This is a genomic window from Streptomyces sp. NPDC088766 (assembly GCF_044750845.1).
GTDB lineage: Bacteria > Actinomycetota > Actinomycetes > Streptomycetales > Streptomycetaceae > Streptomyces.
In genome coordinates this window covers 14,938-33,112 of the sequence record NZ_JBIVKQ010000021.1, presented here as the reverse complement: position 1 = coordinate 33,112, position 18,175 = coordinate 14,938, and the positions used below count along the sequence as shown (strand labels likewise).

The window sequence follows — 18,175 nt, the reverse complement described above, 5'->3', positions numbered from 1 at the left end:
AGTGCGTACGGCGCCCGCGGTCATTTCTCGTTCGCTGTAAACCAGCCCCAGCTCCGCGGAACTACGCGGACTTGCGGCTGTCCCGAGGATGCACCGCGAGGTTCATCGCTCCGGAACGCAGAACGGCCAGCCGTTCCTCGAGGACCTCTTCGAGTTCCTCGCGGGTCCGCCGCTCCATCAGCATGTCCCAGTGCGTACGCGCGGGCTTGGCCTTCTTCTCCTCAGGGCCGTCGCCGTCCACGAGGAGCGCAGGTGCTCCGCAGACCTTGCACTCCCACTCCGGCGGGATCTCCGCCTCCACCGAGAAGGGCATCTCGAAGCGGTGCCCCTTCTCGCATGCGTACTCCACGGCCTGGCGCGGGGCCAAGTCGATGCCGCGGTCCGTCTCGTAGCTGGTCACCACGAGGCGCGTGCCGCGAAGAGCTCGCTCACTCATGAATCGTGCCTCCCGGGCTTGTCGCCCACAGGACAGGTGTCGCTGTCGTCGTCATCCGGTCAACGTCCGGTCGGCGGTAAAGATTCCCGTTCGGAGTCCCGTTCCGGGGCGTGCGTCGCCGTCGTAGCCGCAGCCTTGTCAACCAGTGCAGTACCCACCGGCGCCCGGTTTGTCACATCTGAATGGAGATGTCACCCAGCGTTTCGGCATCTTTGACGCGCAGTAACGGTACGCCTGGCAGGCCAAACGCGTACACTACCGCCCTTTGGTCCCCAGCGCTAAATCCTTTCGGGTACGGGATTGCCCGCGTCGGCGATCGCCCGCCGTACCGGAACCCGCGCCAGCAACAGGAAACCGAGGACGAAGAAGACCACCAACGAGATGATCGCGTCCCGATAGCTTCCGGTCACCTGGTAGGTGATCCCGAACAGCAGCGGGCCGAGCCAGCTCGTCCCGCGGTCGCTCACCTCGTACGCGGAGAAGTACTCGGCCTCCTTGCCGGGCGGGACGAGGTGGGAGTAGAGGGAGCGCGACAGGGCCTGGCTGCCGCCGAGGACCAGACCGATCGCGGCCGCCAGCAGGAAGAAGCCCACCGGCGCGCCGGACGGCAGGAAGCAGCCGGCAGCCAGGGTGAGCGTCCAGGCCACCAGCGAGCCCAGGATCGTGCGCTTCGCGCCGTAGATCCGGGACAGCCGGCCCATCGTCAGGGCGCCCGCGACGGCCAGGACCTGCACCAGAAGGACGGCGCCGATGAGGGTGGACTGGCCGAGGCCGAGTTCCTCGGAGCCGTAGACCGAGGCCTGGGAGATCACCGTCTGGATGCCGTCGTTGTAGACGAGGTAGGCCAGCAGGAAGGCGAGGGTCAGCGGACGGCGGCGCATGTCCCGGAAGGTCGCCACCAGCCGGCGCAGGCCCGGGGTGCTCCCCGAGCCCGCGGAGGCGGCCGCCGGCGGACGGTCGCGCAGCCGCAGCAGCGGGATCAGCGTGAAGCCGCCCCACCACAGGCCCGCCGAGGCCAGACAGATCCGTACGGCGGTGGACTCCGAGACGCCGAAGGAGCCGTGGGCGAGATAGAGGACCAGGTTGACGACCAGGACCAGGGAGCCCGCCGCGTACCCGAAGGCCCAGCCCCGTGAGGACACCGCGTCGCGCTCCTCGGGCGGGGCGATCTGGGGCAGGTAGGAGTTGTAGAGCATCATCGCGACGGACTGGGCGGCGTTGGCGACCACCAGCAGCACGCCACCCAGCAGATAGCGGTCACCGGAGAGGAAGAACATGCCCGTCGTGGCCGCGGCCCCGGTGTAGGCGGCGGCCCCCAGGAACGGCTTCTTGCGGCCGGTGCGGTCGGCGGCCGCGCCCACCAGCGGCATCACCAGGACGGCCGCGATCACCGACAGCGACACCGAGTACGCGAAGAAGGAGCCCGCGCGGACCGGGACGCCCAGCGGATGCACATAGCCGGCCGGGTCGGCGGCCTCCTTGGCTACCGACGTCAGATACGGGCCCAGGAACACCGTGAGCACGCTCGTCGAATAGACGGAGCACGCCCAGTCGTAGAAGTACCAGCCGCGCTGTTCGCGCCGCCGTCCGGCCACGTCGTCGGACGTCTCCGTCCGCACGGTGTCGGTGCCCACCCGCGCCCCCGCCTCCCCGCCGAAGATGCCGCGCGCGGCTGCGGGACGGGAGGGGGCCGGGATCAGACCCAGACGCCCCGGTCCGCCATGACCTGGCGCAACATGTCGATGTGATCGGTCATGATGCCATCCACCCCCAGGTCCAGGAGCCGGTGCATCCGATCCGCCTCGTTGATCGTCCACACATGCACCTGGAGCCCGCGCGCGTGGGCGGAACGCACGAAGCGCCGGTCCACGACCTGGATGCCCGACTGCGTCTCCGGTACCTGGACGGCGACCGCCGACCGGCGCACCGTCGCGGGCACGCCCCAGGACCGCAGCCGCAGGTTCAGCACCCCGCGGGTGCCGTACGACGTGGCCAGGCGCGGTCCGGCCAGCCGCTGGGCGCGCACGACGCGGGCCTCGGAGAAGGAGCTGACGCAGACGCGGTCCCAGGCGTCGGCGCGGGCGATCAGGTTGAGCAGGGGGTGGAGGGCCGGTTCGGCCTTCATGTCGACGTTCCAGCGGACCTCGGGGAAGGTCTCCAGCAGCTCCTCGAACAGCGGGACCGTCTCCCTGCCCCCCACGCGCGCGCGGCGGACGTCCGCCCACGGCAGGTCGGCGATCCGGCCCGTGCCGTCGGTCAGCCGGTCCAGCGTCGCGTCGTGGAAGGCGACGAGCCTGCCGTCCCGGGTGGTGTGGACGTCGGTCTCGATGTAGCGGTAGCCCGCCTCGACCGCGCGGCGGAACTGCGCCACGGTGTTCTCGAGACCGTCGGCGGCCCCGCCGCGGTGCGCGAACGCGATGGGACCCGGGTGGTCGAGGTACGGGTGGCGTACGAGGGTGCTCACGGACGCAGTATCGCTCCCTGCGGTGACCCCCCGGCAACCACCGTGCTGCCGCCGGATGCCGGGGACAGGGCGAACACCCGCAGGAACAGCTGGGCGAGCGGCCCGATCGACAGCGCGTACAGCAGGGTGCCGACGCCGATCGTGCCCCCGAGGGCGAAGCCGGTCACCACCACCGCGATCTCGACGGCCGTCCGCATCAGGCGGATCGACCGACCGGTGCGCCGGTGCAGCCCCGTCATCAGCCCGTCGCGCGGCCCCGGGCCGAAGGACGCCGCGATGTAGAGGCCGGTGGCCACGCCGTTCAGGACGATGCCCGCGAGCAGCAGCGGCACCCGCACGGCCAGGCCGTGCGCCTCGGGGACCAGTGCGAGCGTGCCGTCCATCGCGAGACCGACCACGAAGACGTTGGAGACGGTGCCGAGCCCCGGGCGCTGGCGCAGCGGGATCCACAACAGCAGCACGGCGGCGCCCACGAGGATCGACACGACGCCGATGGACAGGCCGCTCCGCTCGGCGAGCCCCTGGTGGAGCACGTTCCAGGGTTCCAGACCGAGGCCCGCCCGCACGAGGAGGGCGGAGCTGGCGCCGTAGAGCGCGAGGCCGCCGTAGAGCTGGGCGAGCCGACGGGTGAGCGGGCCGACGGGGGGAAGCGGCTCGGACAAGTGGACCCCTGGTGGTGAGAGTGGACTGACACGTGTCACTCTGTGGCGTGCAAGGAAAGGTCATCCATGGCCAATCCCGGGAAGGTGGACTGATATCCATGGCGCAGTGGACCTCGGCGGTGGGGGCAGCGCAGCTCGCGCGACTCCTCACGTCCCAGCAGGACCGGCCCGCCGGCCCCGGGACGCGCCGCCCGCCCGCCTACCGTGCCCTCGCCGACGGCGTCCGGCTGCTCGTCCTGGAAGGACGGGTCCCCGTCGCCGCGCGCCTGCCCGCCGAACGCGAACTGGCCCTCGCCCTGTCCGTCAGCCGTACCACCGTCGCCGCCGCCTACGAGGCCCTGCGCGCGGAGGGATTCCTGGAGTCCCGGCGCGGCGCCGGAAGCTGGACGTCCGTCCCCGCGGGCAACCCGGTGCCCGCGCGCGGGCTGGAACCCCTGCCGCCCGAGGCCCTCGGCTCGATGATCGACCTGGGCTGCGCCGCCCTCCCCGCCCCCGAACCGTGGCTCACCCGAGCCGTTCAGGGCGCACTGGAGGAACTGCCCCCGTACGCCCACACGCACGGCGACTACCCGGCGGGGCTGCCCGCCCTGCGCGCGATGATCGCCGAGCGGTACACCCGGCGCGGGATCCCGACGATGCCCGAGCAGATCATGGTGACCACGGGCGCGATGGGAGCCATCGACGCCATCTGCCATCTCTTCGGCGGCCGCGGCGAGCGCATCGCCGTCGAATCGCCCTCGTACGCCAACATCCTCCAGCTGATGCGGGAGGCGGGAGCCCGGCTGGTGCCCGTGGCGATGGCCGAGGGGCTCGCCGGGTGGGACATGGACCGCTGGCGGCAGGTCCTGCGCGAGGCCGCGCCGCGCATCGCCTACGTGGTCGCCGACTTCCACAACCCGACCGGCGCGCTCGCCGACGAGGACCAGCGGCGCAGGCTCGTCGAGGCGGCCCGGTCGGCCGGGACCGTGCTGGTCGCCGACGAGACGATGACCGAGCTGTGGCTCGACGACGACGTCGAGATGCCCCGTCCGGTGTGCGGCTTCGACCCCGCCGGGTCGACGGTGATCACCGTGGGCTCGGCGAGCAAGGCCTTCTGGGCCGGCATGCGCATCGGCTGGGTCCGGGCCGCCCCCGACGTCATCCGCAGCCTGGTCGCCGCCCGCGCCTACGCCGACCTCGGGACGCCGGTCCTTGAGCAGTTGGCCGTGAACTGGCTGTTCAGCACCGGCGGCTGGGAGCAGGCCGTGGAGCTGCGCCGCGCACAGGCCAGGGACAACCGGGACGCGCTGGTCGCGGCGGTGCGCCGGGAGCTGCCCGAGTGGGAGTTCGCCGTGCCGAGGGGCGGGCTGACCCTGTGGGTACGGGCCGGAGGGCTCTCCGGGTCCCGGCTGGCCGAGGCGGGGGAGCGGGTCGGGGTGCGGGTGCCGTCCGGGCCCCGGTTCGGGGTCGACGGTGCCTTCGAGGGCTTCGTGCGGCTGCCGTTCACCGTGGGCGGCGCGGTGGCGGAGGAGGCGGCGACGCGGCTGGCCGCGGCCGCCCGGATCGTGGAGAGCGGGGGGACCGCGGGCGGCGAGGGCCCCCGCACGTTCGTGGCGTGAGGGGCCGCGGGCCGGGGGGGGGCCCCCCCCCCCCCGGCCCCCGGGGGGGGGGGGGCCGGGGCGGGGGGGGCCCCCCCCCCCCCCGCGGCCCGTCGGTGTGTGCGCGACAGGTCCGGTCAGGAACTCTCCGCCGCCACGGCCTCGGCGGGCACCGGCAGCTTCTCGCCGTCCGCGGGCGTCGTCCGCGGCGGCAGCAGCTCCAGCACCGCCTGCCGGTGCGCGTCGCTGGTGGCGTCGTCGTAGGGGTCGGGAGTCGCCGGCACCTGGAGACGGTGCGCCGGGCCGCTGCCCAGGCGTGCGTAACCGCGCCCCGGCGGGACGTGCTCGACGGGAGTGGTGTGGGGCCGGACGCCCAGGACCGTCTCCAGCAGTGTGGCGGGGGCGGGCCCGAGGACGACCCGCGCGCGCGTGTGCTGCCGTACGGAGTCGCTCAGTGTGTCCAGGCTGTCGAACTGCTCGGCCACCACCACCATGACCTGGGCCGCGCGGCCGTGCCGGAGGGGAACCTGGAGAAGGGACTGCGGGTCCTTGCGGCCGTCGGCGTCGGCGAGGTGGGTGAACGTCGTCGGCCGGTCGAGCAGGATCCACAGGGGGCGCTTGGTGTCGTCCGGCGGCGGGTGGCCCTCCTGGCGGGCGCGGTTCGCGGCGATCAGACGGCGCTCGGTCTCGTGTGCCGCCCACTCCAGGCTGGCCAGTGCCCCGGCGAGCCCGACCTCGACCCCCAGGACGCCGTCCCGGCCGGTCAGGCAGGCGTACTCGCCGGTGCCGCCGCCGTCGATGACCAGGACGTCGCCGTACTGGAGGGCCTGGAGGGCGATGCAGCGCAGCAGGGTCGAGGTGCCGCTGCCGGGCTGGCCGACCGCCAGCAGGTGGGGCTCGGTGGAGCGGACGCCGGTGCGCCAGACGACCGGCGGGACGTCGCGCTGCTCCTCGCCGTGGGTGAGCGGGAGCGTGCGCTGGACCTGGGAGGGGTCGGTGAAGCCCAGGACGGTCTCGCCGGGCGCGGTCACGAAGCGCTGGGCGGTGAGGTCGGCCGGGAGCGGGGCGAGCACCGACACGGTGAGCGTGTTGCCCTCCTCGTCCCAGCCGAAGTGGTACTCCCGCCCCCGGCCGGACTTGGCCGTGAGCAGATGCTCGACACGCGCGCGTGCCTCGGTCTCGCCGTCCGGGAAGTACGCGGGGTAGTGGATCTCCAGTTGGCTGATCCGCCCCGAGCCGTCGAACTCGTACGACGGGAAGGCCTTCTCCCACTCGCCGCCGTGCGCGTAGAGGGGAGAAGGGTCCTCCGCCGTGGAGAAGTACGGCACCAGGGCTTCGTACAGTGCCTGGAGCCGCTGGATCTGCGACTCGTCGGGGCCGTCGGGAACCGGTGGGGTGCGGTCCCGGCCCTGCCAGGCGGCTGCCGCCATCACGGTGATGACGGCGAGCAGCGGTCCGTACGGTACGAGCGCCACGACCAGGATCACCGAGGCCACCAGGAACAGCAGCGGCCCGCGCTTGTCCTTGGGGGTCTCGGCCCACCTGCGCCGCCCGGCCGAGGCCAGTCGGCGCAGACCGCGGGTCACCGTGATCAGCGGGTGGAGGATGTCGGTGGCGCTGTCCGCCGCCGTCCGGGCCAGCTCCCGGCTACGGGCGATCTGCGCGCTGCCTGTGCTCAGGATGCGGGGGAGGGGGCGCCGGGCCACTGCTGTCTCCTGAAGGTGCGTACGGAAGGGACGGACGGCGGGGGGACGGGCGGCCTCAGAACTTGATGCCGCCGAGGATGCTGGCCAGGCTCTCGCCGCCGGCCTTGATGCTCGGGGCGATGGCCGTACTGGCCAGGTAGAAGCCGAACAGGGCGCAGACGAGGCAGTGCGACGCCTTGAGCCCGTCTTTGCGGCAGAAGAGGAAGACGATGATGCCGAGCAGGACCACGCCTGAGATGGACAGGATCATTTCGGTTCTCCTGGTTCACGGGGGACAGTCACCATGAGTACTTCCAGGGTCACAGGATGTATCCATACGATAAAAGGTGCAACTGGGTGAAATCCTGCGAATTTCCCCCATGTGGCCGAGGTTCTGACGGGCCGCGTGAACAGGGGAGTTGCGGCGAACGGGTCCCGCCGTGACGGTTGCCTCCGGCGGGTCACGCCATGTGCCCGGGGAGCCAGTACCCTGGCGATTCACCTGAACGGTTGCAATGAGAGGCGGTCCGGCCGATGACCGAAGTCCCCGACCCCGAGGTCGTGGAACTGGCGACCAAGATCTTCGATCTTGCTCGCCGGGGACAGACCGAGGCGCTCGTGGCCTACGTCGACGCGGGCGTTCCGGCCGACCTCACCAACGACCGGGGCGACTCGCTCGTGATGCTCGCCGCCTATCACGGCCACGCCGAGGCGGTCCGGGCGCTGCTGGCCCGGGGAGCCGAGGCGGACCGGATCAACGACCGGGGCCAGACCCCCCTCGCCGGTGCCGCCTTCAAGGGGGAGACGGACGTCGTCCACGTCCTTCTGGAGGCCGGCGCCGACCCTGCCGCGGGCACCCCCTCGGCAGTCGACACGGCCCGCATGTTCGGCAGGACGGAGCTGCTGGAGCTGTTCGGCGTGGGATGAGCCGGGCGTTCCTGAGCGGGTGAGAAGCAGTTCCTGACCAGGCAGATCGACGACCACGGGGGAGGCGGTACGGGGCCGCCGGAAATTTCGGTCGCGGCAGGCTGAGCTGCCGAGTCATCATGGCGACGTGATTCACGGACGCGATGGCTGGGCAGGTGTTGCCGCACCGCGCGGGCCGTGATGCGGTCCGCATGGGCCACCGACGAGAGGCAGAGGAAGATGGCTTACAGCAAGCAGGAAACGGCGGGCGCCCCGACGTGTTGTCACGCGGCCAGGTAATGCACGTCCCCGGTTGCGTCGACGCTTGATGTGAGGCTGTTTCCCATGTTCGATCCGTTCATAGCGCCCAGCGGCACGCTGCTCGGCCTGCTCCAGCGGGGCCGCGGCGACGGCACACTGCACGCGCTCACCGCCCCCCGCACCGAGGCGCTCGCGGCACTCGACCACTGCGTGCTGCGCGATCCGCGCCACGACTGGCAGGTGGAGAACCGCTCCCTCTACTACGCCCGCCTCTACCTCGACCTGGACGGCGGCCTCGACGAGATCGAGGCGCACCTCTTCGACGTCGAGGACGCCTTCGACACCGAGGAGAGCCGTACCGGCCTGAGCCTGGCCGTCCTCGGCCACCTCGCCTCCTACGGCCGGCGGGACGCCCTCGACCTGCTGCGCAGGTACGCCGCCTCGGGCTCCAACTGGGCCTGGGCGCTGGACGAACTCGCGCTGCGCGACGACGACGCCGGCCTGCGCGCCCTCGCCGTCCCCGTGCTCGCGCGGTTCGCCACCGACCCCGAGGGGGAGGCCCGGCTGGCCGCCGTCGTACGGGACGCGTTCGAGCCCCGGCCCTGGCGGCTGTGGGCCGAGGACTCCCGCGAGTACGTCTCCGCACGCGTGCGTGCCGCCCAGGAAGCCGGATGCTTCGACCGCTGGCAGCGGCAGATGAGCCCCACCGGTCCCCGCCCCGGCTGGAGCGTGCGGGCCGTGTTCGAGTGGGCCCAGCAAGGCATCGAACGAGGCGCCGCGCTCCATGTCCCCGCCGCCCGCTGCCTCACCGCCGTGGCCGGGCCCGAGGACCGCGCGGAGATCGTGCGGGCGGCCGAGGACGGCACCGAGGGAGCCCGGTGCACCGCCCTGCGCTATCTCGCCGATCACGACGACCCCGAGGCCCCCGACCTGATCGAACAGGCCGTGGCGACGGGCGGCAGGTTCGTCGTGGAGGCCGCCGTCGACGCCTTCGAACGCATGCGCAGCAGCGCCGCGGTCGACCGGGCCCGCGGCTGGGCCCACCGACCCGACGCCCTCGGCGCCGCGGCCGGGCGGGTGCTCGCCTGCCGTGGCACCGCCCGTGACAGCGACCTGGTCCTCGGCGCTCTGCGCGAGGCCGTGCGCGGCGAGGGCTGCGACGCGCCGACCCTGTGGACCCTGGTCGACGGCGCCGGACGGCTGGGCATCGCCTGCGCGGCCCCGGTGCTGCGCCACATCTACCGCGAGACCGCCTCGTCCCATCTGCGCGGGCGCTGCGCCCGCGCGCTCGCGGCCACCGACCCCTCCTTCGCCACCGGCTTCGCCGTCGAGTGCCTGTGGGACTGCGAGGAGACCACCCGCGAGATCGCCGCCCGGCACGCCGAGACCGGCGACGCCCGGGTCGTGGAACGGCTCCGCCGCCTCGCCGCCGACCCCGCCGAGGAGGCGGAGGTCCAGACGGCCGTACGCAGCCGGATCGGGCCGGACGCCGCCTCCGCCATGTGACCGACGGCAGAGGGAGGCGCACCCGCCGGGTGAACGGCGGACGACCCACGGGTCAGACGGGCGTGCACGCCGTCTGACCTGCTCGGGCGTGCGGCGCAACGCTCATGGGACGTTCGTCCTCCGGAAAGATCCACTTTGACGCGTACACGTCCTGCGTGGCGACAACACCCGTATGCGTGTCGTCATCGTGACCGAATCCTTTCCCCCCGACGTCAACGGCGTGGCCCACTGCGCGCTCCAGACCGCCCGGCACCTCGTGGACCGCGGCCACCTCCCGCTTGTCGTCGCGCCGGCCACCGCCGCCGGTTCCGGGCCGGACACCGAAGCGCCCTGCCCCGTCGTCCGCGTCCCCTCCCTCCCGCTCCCGGGCTACCCCCAGGTCCGCGTCGCGCTCCCCAGCCGACGCGTCGCCGCGGCCCTCGCCGACCACCGGGCCGACATCGTCCACCTGGCCGGCCCCTTCGTCCTCGGCGTACGCGGCATGGCCGCCGCCACCCGGCTCGGCATTCCCGCCGTGGCCGTCTACCAGACCGACCTGGCCGGATACGCCCGCACCTACGTGCACGCCGGCGAGGCGGCCGCCTGGCGCCGCATCCGCTCCGTGCACGCCGCCGCCGACCTCACCCTCGCCCCCTCCAGCGCGGCCCTGCACGACCTGACCACGCACGGCGTGCCCCGGGTCAGGCTGTGGCCGCGCGGTGTCGACGCCGTCCGCTTCCGCCCCGACCTCCGCGACGAGGCGTTGCGCCGGGAACTCGCCCCGAACGGCGAGGTGATCGTCGGCTACGTCGGGCGACTCGCCCCCGAGAAGCAGGTCGAACTCCTCTCCGGCGTCTGCGGCCTGGACGGCGTGCGGGTCGTGGTGGTGGGCGACGGGCCCGCCCGGCCAGCGCTCGCCGAGGCACTGCCCGGCGCGGTCTTCCTCGGCCGCCGCACCGGTGACGAACTCGCCCGCGTCTTCGCCTCGCTGGACGTCTTCGCGCACACCGGGCCCTTCGAGACGTTCTGCCAGACCGTGCAGGAGGCCATGGCGAGCGGCGTCCCGGTCGTCGCGCCCGCCGCCGGCGGACCGCTGGACCTGGTCGCCCACGGGTGCACCGGCCTGCTCGTCCCGCCGCGCGACGCCGGCGCCGTGCGCGACGCGGTCGCCGCCCTGGCCGCCGACCCGGCACGCCGGAGGGCCTACGGGGACGCCGGACGGGCCATGGTCGAGGGCCGCACCTGGGCCGCCGTCGGCGACCAGCTGATCGGCCACTACGGCGACGTCCTCGCCGCGCGCCGGCCGGTGATGGCCGCATGAGCGCCGGACCGCTGCGGATCGTCCGTCTCGCCAACTTCGTCGCGCCCGCCTCGGGCGGACTGCGCACGGCGCTGCGCGAACTGGGCAAGGGCTACCGCGCCGCCGGGCACGAACCGGTCCTGGTCGTGCCGGGCGACCGGGCGAGCGACCGCGACACCGAACAGGGCAGGGTGATCACCCTGCCCGGACCGCTGCTGCCCGGCACCGGCGGCTACCGCGTCCTCACGGACAAGCGGCGTGTCGCCCGCCTGCTCGAGCACCTGGGACCGGACCGCCTCGAGGTCTGCGACCGTACGACGCTGCGCTGGACCGGCAAGTGGGCGCGACGGGCCCGGGTGCCCGCCGCCATGGTCTCCCACGAGACCGCCGACGGCGTGCTGCGCACGTGGGGGCTGTCGGAGGGTGCCGCCCGACGAGCCGCCGACTCGCTCAACGTCCGTACGGCGCACAGCTACGCGCGCGTGGTCTGCACGACCGAGTTCGCCGAGCGGGAGTTCGTACGGATCGGCGCCCGGAACGTGATGCGGGCACCGCTCGGCGTCGACCTGGTCGAACGGCACCCCGCGCTGGCCGACACGCGGCTGCGGGCCCGGTACGCGCGCGACGACCAGACGCTGCTGGTGACGTGTACCCGACTGTCCGTGGAGAAGCGCCCCGGCACGGCTCTGGACGCGCTCGAGTCCCTGGTGCGCCGTGGCACGCGCGCGGTGCTGGTGGTGGCCGGCGACGGGCCGTTGCGGGGCCGGCTCGAACGGCAGGCCCGGGAACGCGGGCTGCCGGTCGTCTTCCTGGGGCACGTCTTCGACCGCGGCCTGCTCGGCGCTCTCCAGGCCTGCGCCGATGTGTGTCTCGCACCGGGGCCCGCGGAGACGTTCGGGCTCGCCGCACTGGAGGCCATGGCCTGCGGCACGCCCGTGGTCGCCAGCGCCTCCTCGGCGCTGCCCGAGGTGATCGGGGCCGCGGGGGCGGCCGCGGCGGACCACGGGGACGCCTTCGCGGACGCCGTGGAGAAGCTGCTGGCGCGGCCCCCCGTGGAGCGACGCGAGGCGGCACGCGCGCGTGCGGAGCGCTTCGGGTGGGCAACGGCGGTGGAGACCTTCCTGGCGGCGCACGACGCGACGGTGCTCACTCGGTCGGGAGCGGGAGCGGGAGCGGGAGCGGGAGCGGGAGCGGGAGCGGGACCGGGAAAGGGAACGGGAACGGGAACGGGGGACGACACGGCGGGAGTGTCGCGCTCCGACGGAGGTGACGCTTCCGTCCGGACGGTTCCCTCACGGTGTTGACGCCGGCCGGAGGCGTCAGCGACTGCGTACCGCCACGAAGCGGGTCGGGGTGCCCGGCGCCGCCTGGGCGGCGTACGGGAGGTCGGAGGGGCGGACGACACCGATCACCGGGTAGCCCCCGGTGGTCGGGTGGTCCGCGAGGAAGACCACCGGTCTGCCGTCGGGCGGGACCTGCACTGCGCCCAGGACCATTCCCTCGCTCGGGAGTTCGCCCGTCGCCGCCCGGTCCAGCGGGGGTCCCTCGGTACGCAGCCCGATGCGGTTGCTCGCCGCGGACACGCGGTACGCGCGCGAGGTGAACACCCGGACCGCCTCAGGCGTGAACCAGTCGTCGCGCGGGCCCAGGGTGACCCGGAGGACCAGTTCGGCCGGAGGCGCGGGCTGCGGGGCGACGTCCACGTGCGTGCACGGCGCGCCCGCCCGTCCCAGGGGCAGGACCGCGCCGTCGGCGAGAGGCGCCGGACCGAGGCCCGAGAGGAGGTCCGTCGAGCGGCTGCCGAGGACCGGATCGACGGCTATGCCGCCGCCCACGGCGACATAGCTCCGCACGCCGCAGACGGCCCGGCCGACGTCCAGGACGGCTCCCGCCGGCACCCGCACGGGCGTTCCCCAGGCGGCGGGCCGGCCGTCCACGACGACCCGGCACGGAGCGCCGGTGACGGCCACGGTGACCGCGCACCGAGGGCGCACGGCACAGCCGTCGAGGGTCGTCTCCAGGACGGCCGCCCCGGACGGGTTCCCGACGAGCCGGTTGCCGAGCGCCGCCGCGGGCGCGTCCAGGGCTCCGGAGCGCGGCACGCCGAGATGGGCGTGGCCGGGGCGTCCCCGGTCCTGCACGGTGGTGAGCGCCCCGGCGCGGACGACGACGAGCGCACGGTCCGTCATACGGCGCCCTTTCGCACGTGGGTGACGCGGGTGCCCTCGGTGGCGCGGCCGGGCGTACGGCCCGTGCCGTGCCGGAGCAGGGAGCCGGCCGTGGGCCTCGGGCCCGGCCGGGCCCGGCCGGTGCCCGCACGCCCCGGGCAGCGCGCCGTGGCGAGGGCACTCCCGCCGCGGCGACGTGGCATCGGCATGGGGCTGCTCCCGCCGCGGCCACGTGGCACCGGTGTCCGGCCGTCGACGCCGCAGCGACGTGGCACCTGCATGAGGACGTTCACGCCGCACCCTCCCGGTCCGCCGGGACGAAGCGCACGCGCGTGCCCGGTGTCAGCAGCGCGGCCGGCACGCGCGCGTGGTCCCACAGCACGGCAGGCGTGGTCCCGATCAGCTGCCAGCCGCCCGGTGAGGAGCGTGGGTAGATCCCCGTGTACGGGCCCGCCAGCGCCACCGACCCGGCCGGTACGGCGGTGCGCGGGGTCGCCCGGCGCGGGACGTCGTAGCGCGACGGCAGGCCCGTGAGGTAGCCGAAGCCGGGTGCGAAGCCGCAGAAGGCGACGCGGAACTCGGTGGCCGCGTGGATGCGGGCCACCTCCCGGGCGCGGACGCCCCAGTGGGCGGCGACCTCGGCCAGGTCGGGGCCGTCGTAACGCACCGGCAGCTCGATCACCTCACCCGTGCGCGGGGGAGCGGGCGGCACGGCGGCCGTGGTCAGTTCGGCGGCCCAGCGGGCCGGGTCGGCCAGACCGTCGAGGAGGACCGTACGGGCCGCCGGGACGATCTCACGCACGGTCAGCGAGCCCTCCGCGCGGCGCCGCAGCAACTCGGCGTGGAGGGCTTGGGCCTCCGCACCGGAGGTCACCTCGACGAGCAGGGCGTCCTGGCCGACGGGCAGCGCCCTCATGCGAACGCCGCCACGCGTACACCGGACTCCTCCAGCCGCCGCCGGACCCGGCGGGCCAGCTCCACCGCGCCGGGCGTGTCGCCGTGCAGGCAGAGGGAACGCGCGCGTACCTCGATGCGCGCCCCCGCGCGGGAGGTGACCTCTCCGAGCCTGGCCAGGCTCACCGACCGCTCGACGACGGCGTCCGCATCGGTGATCACGGCCCCGTCCCGGCCACGGGGCACCAGCGTGCCCTCCTCGGTGTAGGCGCGGTCCGCGAACGCCTCCGTGACGGCGGACAGCCCCGCCTTCCCGGCCAGCTCCAGCAGGCGCGAGCCCGGCAGCCCGAGCACGGGCAGCGTCGCGTCGGCCAGGAGCACGCCGTCGACCACCGCCGCCGCCTGCTCCTCGTCGTGCACGACCCGGTTGTAGAGCGCGCCGTGCGGCTTGACGTACGCCACGCGGGCGCCGGCCGCGCGGGCGAAGACCTCCAGGGCGCCGATCTGGTAGGCCACCTCGGCGGCCAGTTCGGCGGGCGGCACGTCCATCGCGCGCCGCCCGAACCCGGCGAGGTCGCGGTAGGAGACCTGCGCGCCGATCGTCACGCCCCGCCCGGCAGCCAGCTCGCACACCCGCCGCATGGTGGACGCGTCCCCGGCATGGAAGCCGCAGGCCACGTTGGCGCTGGTCACGACGGACAGCAGTTGCTCGTCGTCCGTCAGCTGCCAGCGTCCGAAGCCCTCGCCGAGGTCGGCGTTGAGATCGATCATGCTGTCTCCTGGTCAGGCCACGCGGTACTGCTCGTCGCGGGCATCGGTGAGGAACATCTGTCCCGGTGCGTGGGTGAGGGCGAACGGCGGCCGCGAGGCCGTCACCGCGGTCTGCGGGATCACACCGCAGGCCCAGAACACCGGGATGTCGTCCGGCCCGGCGTCCACCGGTTCCCCGAAATCGGGGCGGCCGAGGTCGTCGATGCCCAGTCCCGACGGATCGCCGCAGTGTACGGGGCTGCCGTGCACCGCCGGGAGCAGACTGCTCTCCCCGATCGCCGCCAGGCCCCGGCCGACGGCCCACGAGCTCTGGACCGCGCCCAGGGTGCGGCCGCGGTGCCGCGCGCTCGTGTACTCGGCGACCAGGATCGCGCCGACCTCCCACTCGCCGCCGAAGCCGAGGCCCTGGAGGGAACGGAAGAGCAGCAGTGTCTCGTAGGTGGGCGCGAAGCCGCAGGCCACGGTGAGGACGGCGTAGGTGACGACCGTGATCATCAGGGCCCCGACCCGGCCGATCCGGTCGGCGAGGACGCCCGCGAGGGCGCCGCCGACCGCCCAGGCGACCAGCGGCACGGTGGTGAGCAGACCGGTCTGGCCGCTGTCCAGGCCGAAGTGGGCGGCCAGCGCGACCATGCCGACGGCTGAGGCTCTCCGCGACGGCTCCGGGAGAGCGCGGCCCGGACCGGCTGCGGCCTTGGCAGCTGCGGCTCCGGCGGGCTGCGGCTCCGGCGGGGCGCGACCTTCGAGGGCGGCGGCTTCGGCAGGGCGTGGCTCTCGAGGGCTCAGGCTCTGGCGGGCCGTCGCTGTCGCGGGCCGCGGCCGGGGTGTCCCGGCGTTCGCGCCGGGCGGTCTCGCGCCGCTGTGACGGGGGTCGCTTCTGCGTCGTTTGGGTCGATGTCAGACCGAGGACCTAGTCTGTGCACCGTGACTTCGCCTGCATCGACGGACCGTGTTCCGCCCCAGCTCGGAGCGGGGCCGCGCCCGGCGCCGGGCCCGGCCGCCGACGAGGGACTGGCGCGGCGGCTGCGCGCGCTCGCCTGCACCGCGCCGATCCACGACCTCGACGCACGCAAGGCCAACCTCGCCGGTGAGTACTCGGTCTACGGCATGGCGGAGATCGCCCTCTCCGCGATCGACCTGGTCACCCTGAACATGGACTTCGACACCGGCGCCGACCACGACCAGATAGTCGCCCGTCTGATCCCGCGCATCGCCGCGCAGGCCCCCCGGCGACCGGCCGAGGAACACGAGCGCGTCGCCCGCTGGGTCCTGGAGAACCTGATCAACGTCGGCAGCGTCGACCGCGGCTTCCGCGCCGTGTACGGCACCTTCACGCCGGACGGCACCTACGTCCGCCGCGACTACGACTTCAAGCTTCTCGAAGAGGTCCCCGGCTACGGCGGCACGGTCTACCTCCGTACCACGGACGAGGCGGTCAACGTCCTGGTGGGCGCCCTCGACACCGACGTCACCAGCGCTCAGATCGCCGCCGAGGTCAAGCTCGAGGTCCTCGTCCGCCGCGGCCGCCTGGCCGACGCCCAACTCGCCGCCGAGCAGGCCCGCTACCGGACCGTGCAGTACTCGGAAACGCTGCGCCGGGCCCTGGAGGCGACCCGGCGCAACGTCCGCGCGGTGGACTGGCTCAACGCCGTGCCCGACATGATCGCCGAGGCCCTCGACCACGTGGCCGACCGCTACCGCCACGAGAACGCGATCCTCACCAACATCCGCAAGGCCCGCGACGAGATCGAGGACGCGGAGAACAAGCGGCGGGCCGCCGAACTCGTCGACATCGTCAAGGACTGCATCCGCCGCCACACCCAACTGCAGTCCCGGCTGCTGGAGGCCGGACCGCTGTTCCGCGCCGAGCAGGACCGGCAGGCCTTCGCCACACCCATGACGTCGTCGGGGACAGACCTCTACGGGCATCTCGTCGCGCCCCTACTGCCGTTGCCGCTGGAGGAGGCGGTCAGGGTCACCGACGCGTTCTTCGCGCGCGGGACGGGACTGCGGACACCGGTGTCCGTCCGGGTGGGTGATCTCGTCGACCTGCTGCTGACGCCACCGGTGGAGCGGGAGCACCTCGGCGCCGAGATGCCGGAGCCGGACCTCATCGCGACACCCGACGACAGCCGGTTCAGCGAGGAGCAGCTGGCCGCCGCGATGGAGCTGCTGGACCTGCCCGCCGACGCGCCGCGGCGGCTGTCGGGCCTCCTCGCGCAAGCACGCGGGCGAGATCCCGAACTGCCCTACCTGGTGGCCCTGCTGGCGGTGCACGCGGCCAGTCCGCCGGTCGGCACGGCCTATCGGCAGGGCGAGCAGAAGCTGTTGTTCGCCGTCGACGACGGGACCGAACTGGACGATCCGGAGTTCGGCGGGGCCGACCTGATCGTGGGCACGGCGCTGCTGGACGCGGCGGGGATGGCCGCGGACCGGACGGAAGCGGCATGAGACGGTCCCCGGAGCGAAGCGGCATGAGCCGGATCGGGACCGAAGCAACATGAACCGGCCGCCCAGGCACCGGAACGAGCGTCCCCGCAGGACCCCCGCAAGAGTGAGCACCCCCGCAGCAACGCGCACCCCCGCAGCAAGGAGCCGAAACCGTGACCGAGCACGTCGACCGGAGTGAGCCCGAGGCCGCCGCGCCGGCCTCCGCCGTCGTCACTCCCGCCGACGCCGCCGACGCGGCGCGGCTCGTCGCCTTCGGGCTCCAGCCCAGACTCCAGCCCGCGCGCGACCAGGAGTACGCCGACCTGCTGCGGCGCTACCGCGAGGACCCGCCGTTCGCGCGGCTCGCGGACGCCGTGGCCACCGGGCTGGGACTGATCGTGCTGGAGGTGTCCCCACGCGCGGGAATGGCCGTCACCGCCGCCGAGGACTCGGTGTTCGCCGTCCGCATGGGCGACTACGCGCGGCGTACGTCCGCCGACTCCGGGGACCGGTTCCTGCACGGTCTGGCCCACCTCGCCGTCGCCGCGATGGCGTTCCCCCGGCCCGAGGACCTGGCCGACGACGGCTACATCGGCCGGGTCAGCGTCAACGGCGTCGACGCCTTCGTGCGCCAGGCCTGCCGCCGGCTGGAGGAGCGGGCGGAACGGCAGGGCGAGAACACCGACCCCGCGACCGACGCCCCGGGCCTGGAGGCCGCCTGGCGCATCTGGGCCAGACGCAGCGCCGCCGGTGCCACCAAGGACGCCCGCCGGCTCGCCGGTTCGACGACCGGCATCGTCGGCAAGGCCGTCGCGTTCCTCACCGACTCCGGTTTCCTCCAGCGCACCGGCGACGACAACGGCGGTACGTACCGGACCACCGCCCGCTACCAGCTCCAGGTCCGCGACATGGCGGGGAGCGCGGCCATGGCCGAGCTGCTGGAACTGGGCGTCGTCCCGGTCACCGACGGCACACCGACGCTGCTGCCCCCCGAGGAGTCCGACGACCTGGAGCTCGTCGCCGACGCGGGGCTGCCGTTCCACTCCTGAAGCCGCCCCGAGCCCCCAAAGCCTGCCGGCGCCCGCCGCAGCTTCCGGGGACTCCACGAACTCCCCGGAGCCCCGAAGCCCGGTCAG

At 73.9% G+C, this 18,175-nt stretch carries 17 protein-coding genes; 7 read left to right on the top strand and 10 right to left on the bottom strand.

Features of this window, described 5'->3' with window-relative positions; all coding sequences use genetic code 11:
* Positions 1-61: 61 nt before the first annotated feature.
* The 4 genes from ACIP5W_RS25880 to ACIP5W_RS25865 all read right to left on the bottom strand — a co-directional run bounded on the left by ACIP5W_RS25880 (position 62) and on the right by ACIP5W_RS25865 (position 3,562).
* The gene (locus tag ACIP5W_RS25880) at positions 62-436 is read right to left on the bottom strand and encodes an RNA polymerase-binding protein RbpA (protein ID WP_020128921.1); all 375 of its coding nucleotides are present in this window, start codon (positions 434-436) and stop codon (positions 62-64) included.
* Positions 437-714: 278 nt separating this feature from the next.
* Positions 715-2,070: an MFS transporter gene (locus tag ACIP5W_RS25875; RefSeq protein WP_401478097.1), complete on the bottom strand. Its 1,356-nt coding sequence runs from the start codon at positions 2,068-2,070 to the stop codon at positions 715-717.
* 62 nt (positions 2,071-2,132) lie between these two features.
* On the bottom strand, positions 2,133-2,900 hold the full coding sequence (locus tag ACIP5W_RS25870) for a glycerophosphodiester phosphodiesterase (RefSeq protein WP_401478094.1): 768 nt from the start codon (positions 2,898-2,900) through the stop codon (positions 2,133-2,135).
* Complete coding sequence (locus tag ACIP5W_RS25865; RefSeq protein WP_401478091.1) at positions 2,897-3,562, bottom strand: YitT family protein; 666 nt, start codon at positions 3,560-3,562, stop codon at positions 2,897-2,899. The genes ACIP5W_RS25870 and ACIP5W_RS25865 overlap by 4 nt, the downstream gene beginning before the upstream one ends.
* Before the next feature lie 98 nt (positions 3,563-3,660).
* Between ACIP5W_RS25865 and ACIP5W_RS25860 the strand changes: the two genes are divergently transcribed.
* The gene (locus tag ACIP5W_RS25860) at positions 3,661-5,160 is read left to right on the top strand and encodes a PLP-dependent aminotransferase family protein (protein WP_401478088.1); all 1,500 of its coding nucleotides are present in this window, start codon (positions 3,661-3,663) and stop codon (positions 5,158-5,160) included.
* Positions 5,161-5,276: 116 nt separating this feature from the next.
* Here the strand turns inward: ACIP5W_RS25860 and ACIP5W_RS25855 are convergent, their stop codons facing one another.
* Positions 5,277-6,845: a hypothetical protein gene (locus ACIP5W_RS25855; protein WP_401478085.1), complete on the bottom strand. Its 1,569-nt coding sequence runs from the start codon at positions 6,843-6,845 to the stop codon at positions 5,277-5,279.
* A gap of 55 nt (positions 6,846-6,900) precedes the next feature.
* Entirely contained in the window at positions 6,901-7,095 is a 195-nt protein-coding gene (locus tag ACIP5W_RS25850) for a hypothetical protein (protein WP_401478082.1), read from the bottom strand.
* 263 nt (positions 7,096-7,358) lie between these two features.
* Here ACIP5W_RS25850 and ACIP5W_RS25845 point away from each other — a divergent pair, with 263 nt between their 5' ends.
* From ACIP5W_RS25845 to ACIP5W_RS25830, 4 genes are all read left to right on the top strand, one after another.
* A complete protein-coding gene (locus tag ACIP5W_RS25845; protein WP_401478079.1) occupies positions 7,359-7,751 on the top strand; it encodes an ankyrin repeat domain-containing protein in 393 nt (130 codons plus the stop codon).
* A 324-nt stretch (positions 7,752-8,075) separates the two neighbouring features.
* Positions 8,076-9,497 (top strand): HEAT repeat domain-containing protein, encoded by a 1,422-nt coding sequence (locus ACIP5W_RS25840; RefSeq protein WP_401478076.1) that lies wholly within the window; start codon positions 8,076-8,078, stop codon positions 9,495-9,497.
* A gap of 172 nt (positions 9,498-9,669) precedes the next feature.
* Positions 9,670-10,797, top strand: a complete 1,128-nt coding sequence (locus ACIP5W_RS25835) for a glycosyltransferase family 4 protein (RefSeq protein ID WP_401478073.1) — start codon at positions 9,670-9,672, stop codon at positions 10,795-10,797.
* On the top strand, positions 10,794-12,080 hold the full coding sequence (locus ACIP5W_RS25830; RefSeq protein ID WP_401478070.1) for a glycosyltransferase: 1,287 nt from the start codon (positions 10,794-10,796) through the stop codon (positions 12,078-12,080). Before ACIP5W_RS25835 ends, ACIP5W_RS25830 begins: the two co-directional genes overlap by 4 nt.
* Positions 12,081-12,095: 15 nt before the next feature.
* On the opposite strand, the gene ACIP5W_RS25825 is transcribed toward ACIP5W_RS25830, so the two are convergent.
* From ACIP5W_RS25825 to ACIP5W_RS25810, 4 genes are all read right to left on the bottom strand, one after another.
* Positions 12,096-12,965 (bottom strand): biotin-dependent carboxyltransferase family protein, encoded by an 870-nt coding sequence (locus tag ACIP5W_RS25825; RefSeq protein WP_401478067.1) that lies wholly within the window; start codon positions 12,963-12,965, stop codon positions 12,096-12,098.
* Positions 12,966-13,233: 268 nt separating this feature from the next.
* Positions 13,234-13,860 carry an allophanate hydrolase subunit 1 gene (locus ACIP5W_RS25820; RefSeq protein WP_401478064.1) on the bottom strand — a complete coding sequence of 209 codons (627 nt, stop codon included), beginning with the start codon at positions 13,858-13,860 and terminating at the stop codon, positions 13,234-13,236.
* The gene (locus ACIP5W_RS25815) at positions 13,857-14,609 is read right to left on the bottom strand and encodes a LamB/YcsF family protein (protein WP_401478061.1); all 753 of its coding nucleotides are present in this window, start codon (positions 14,607-14,609) and stop codon (positions 13,857-13,859) included. Before ACIP5W_RS25815 ends, ACIP5W_RS25820 begins: the two co-directional genes overlap by 4 nt.
* A gap of 12 nt (positions 14,610-14,621) precedes the next feature.
* Positions 14,622-15,242, bottom strand: coding sequence for an MFS transporter (locus tag ACIP5W_RS25810; protein WP_401478058.1), 621 nt, complete (start codon positions 15,240-15,242; stop codon positions 14,622-14,624).
* A 291-nt stretch (positions 15,243-15,533) separates the two neighbouring features.
* On the opposite strand from ACIP5W_RS25810, the gene ACIP5W_RS25805 reads away from it, so the two are divergent.
* Both ACIP5W_RS25805 and ACIP5W_RS25800 read left to right on the top strand, forming a co-directional pair.
* Complete coding sequence (locus ACIP5W_RS25805; protein WP_401478055.1) at positions 15,534-17,060, top strand: hypothetical protein; 1,527 nt, start codon at positions 15,534-15,536, stop codon at positions 17,058-17,060.
* A 152-nt stretch (positions 17,061-17,212) separates the two neighbouring features.
* Complete coding sequence (locus ACIP5W_RS25800; protein WP_401478052.1) at positions 17,213-18,088, top strand: hypothetical protein; 876 nt, start codon at positions 17,213-17,215, stop codon at positions 18,086-18,088.
* Positions 18,089-18,175 lie beyond the last annotated feature (87 nt).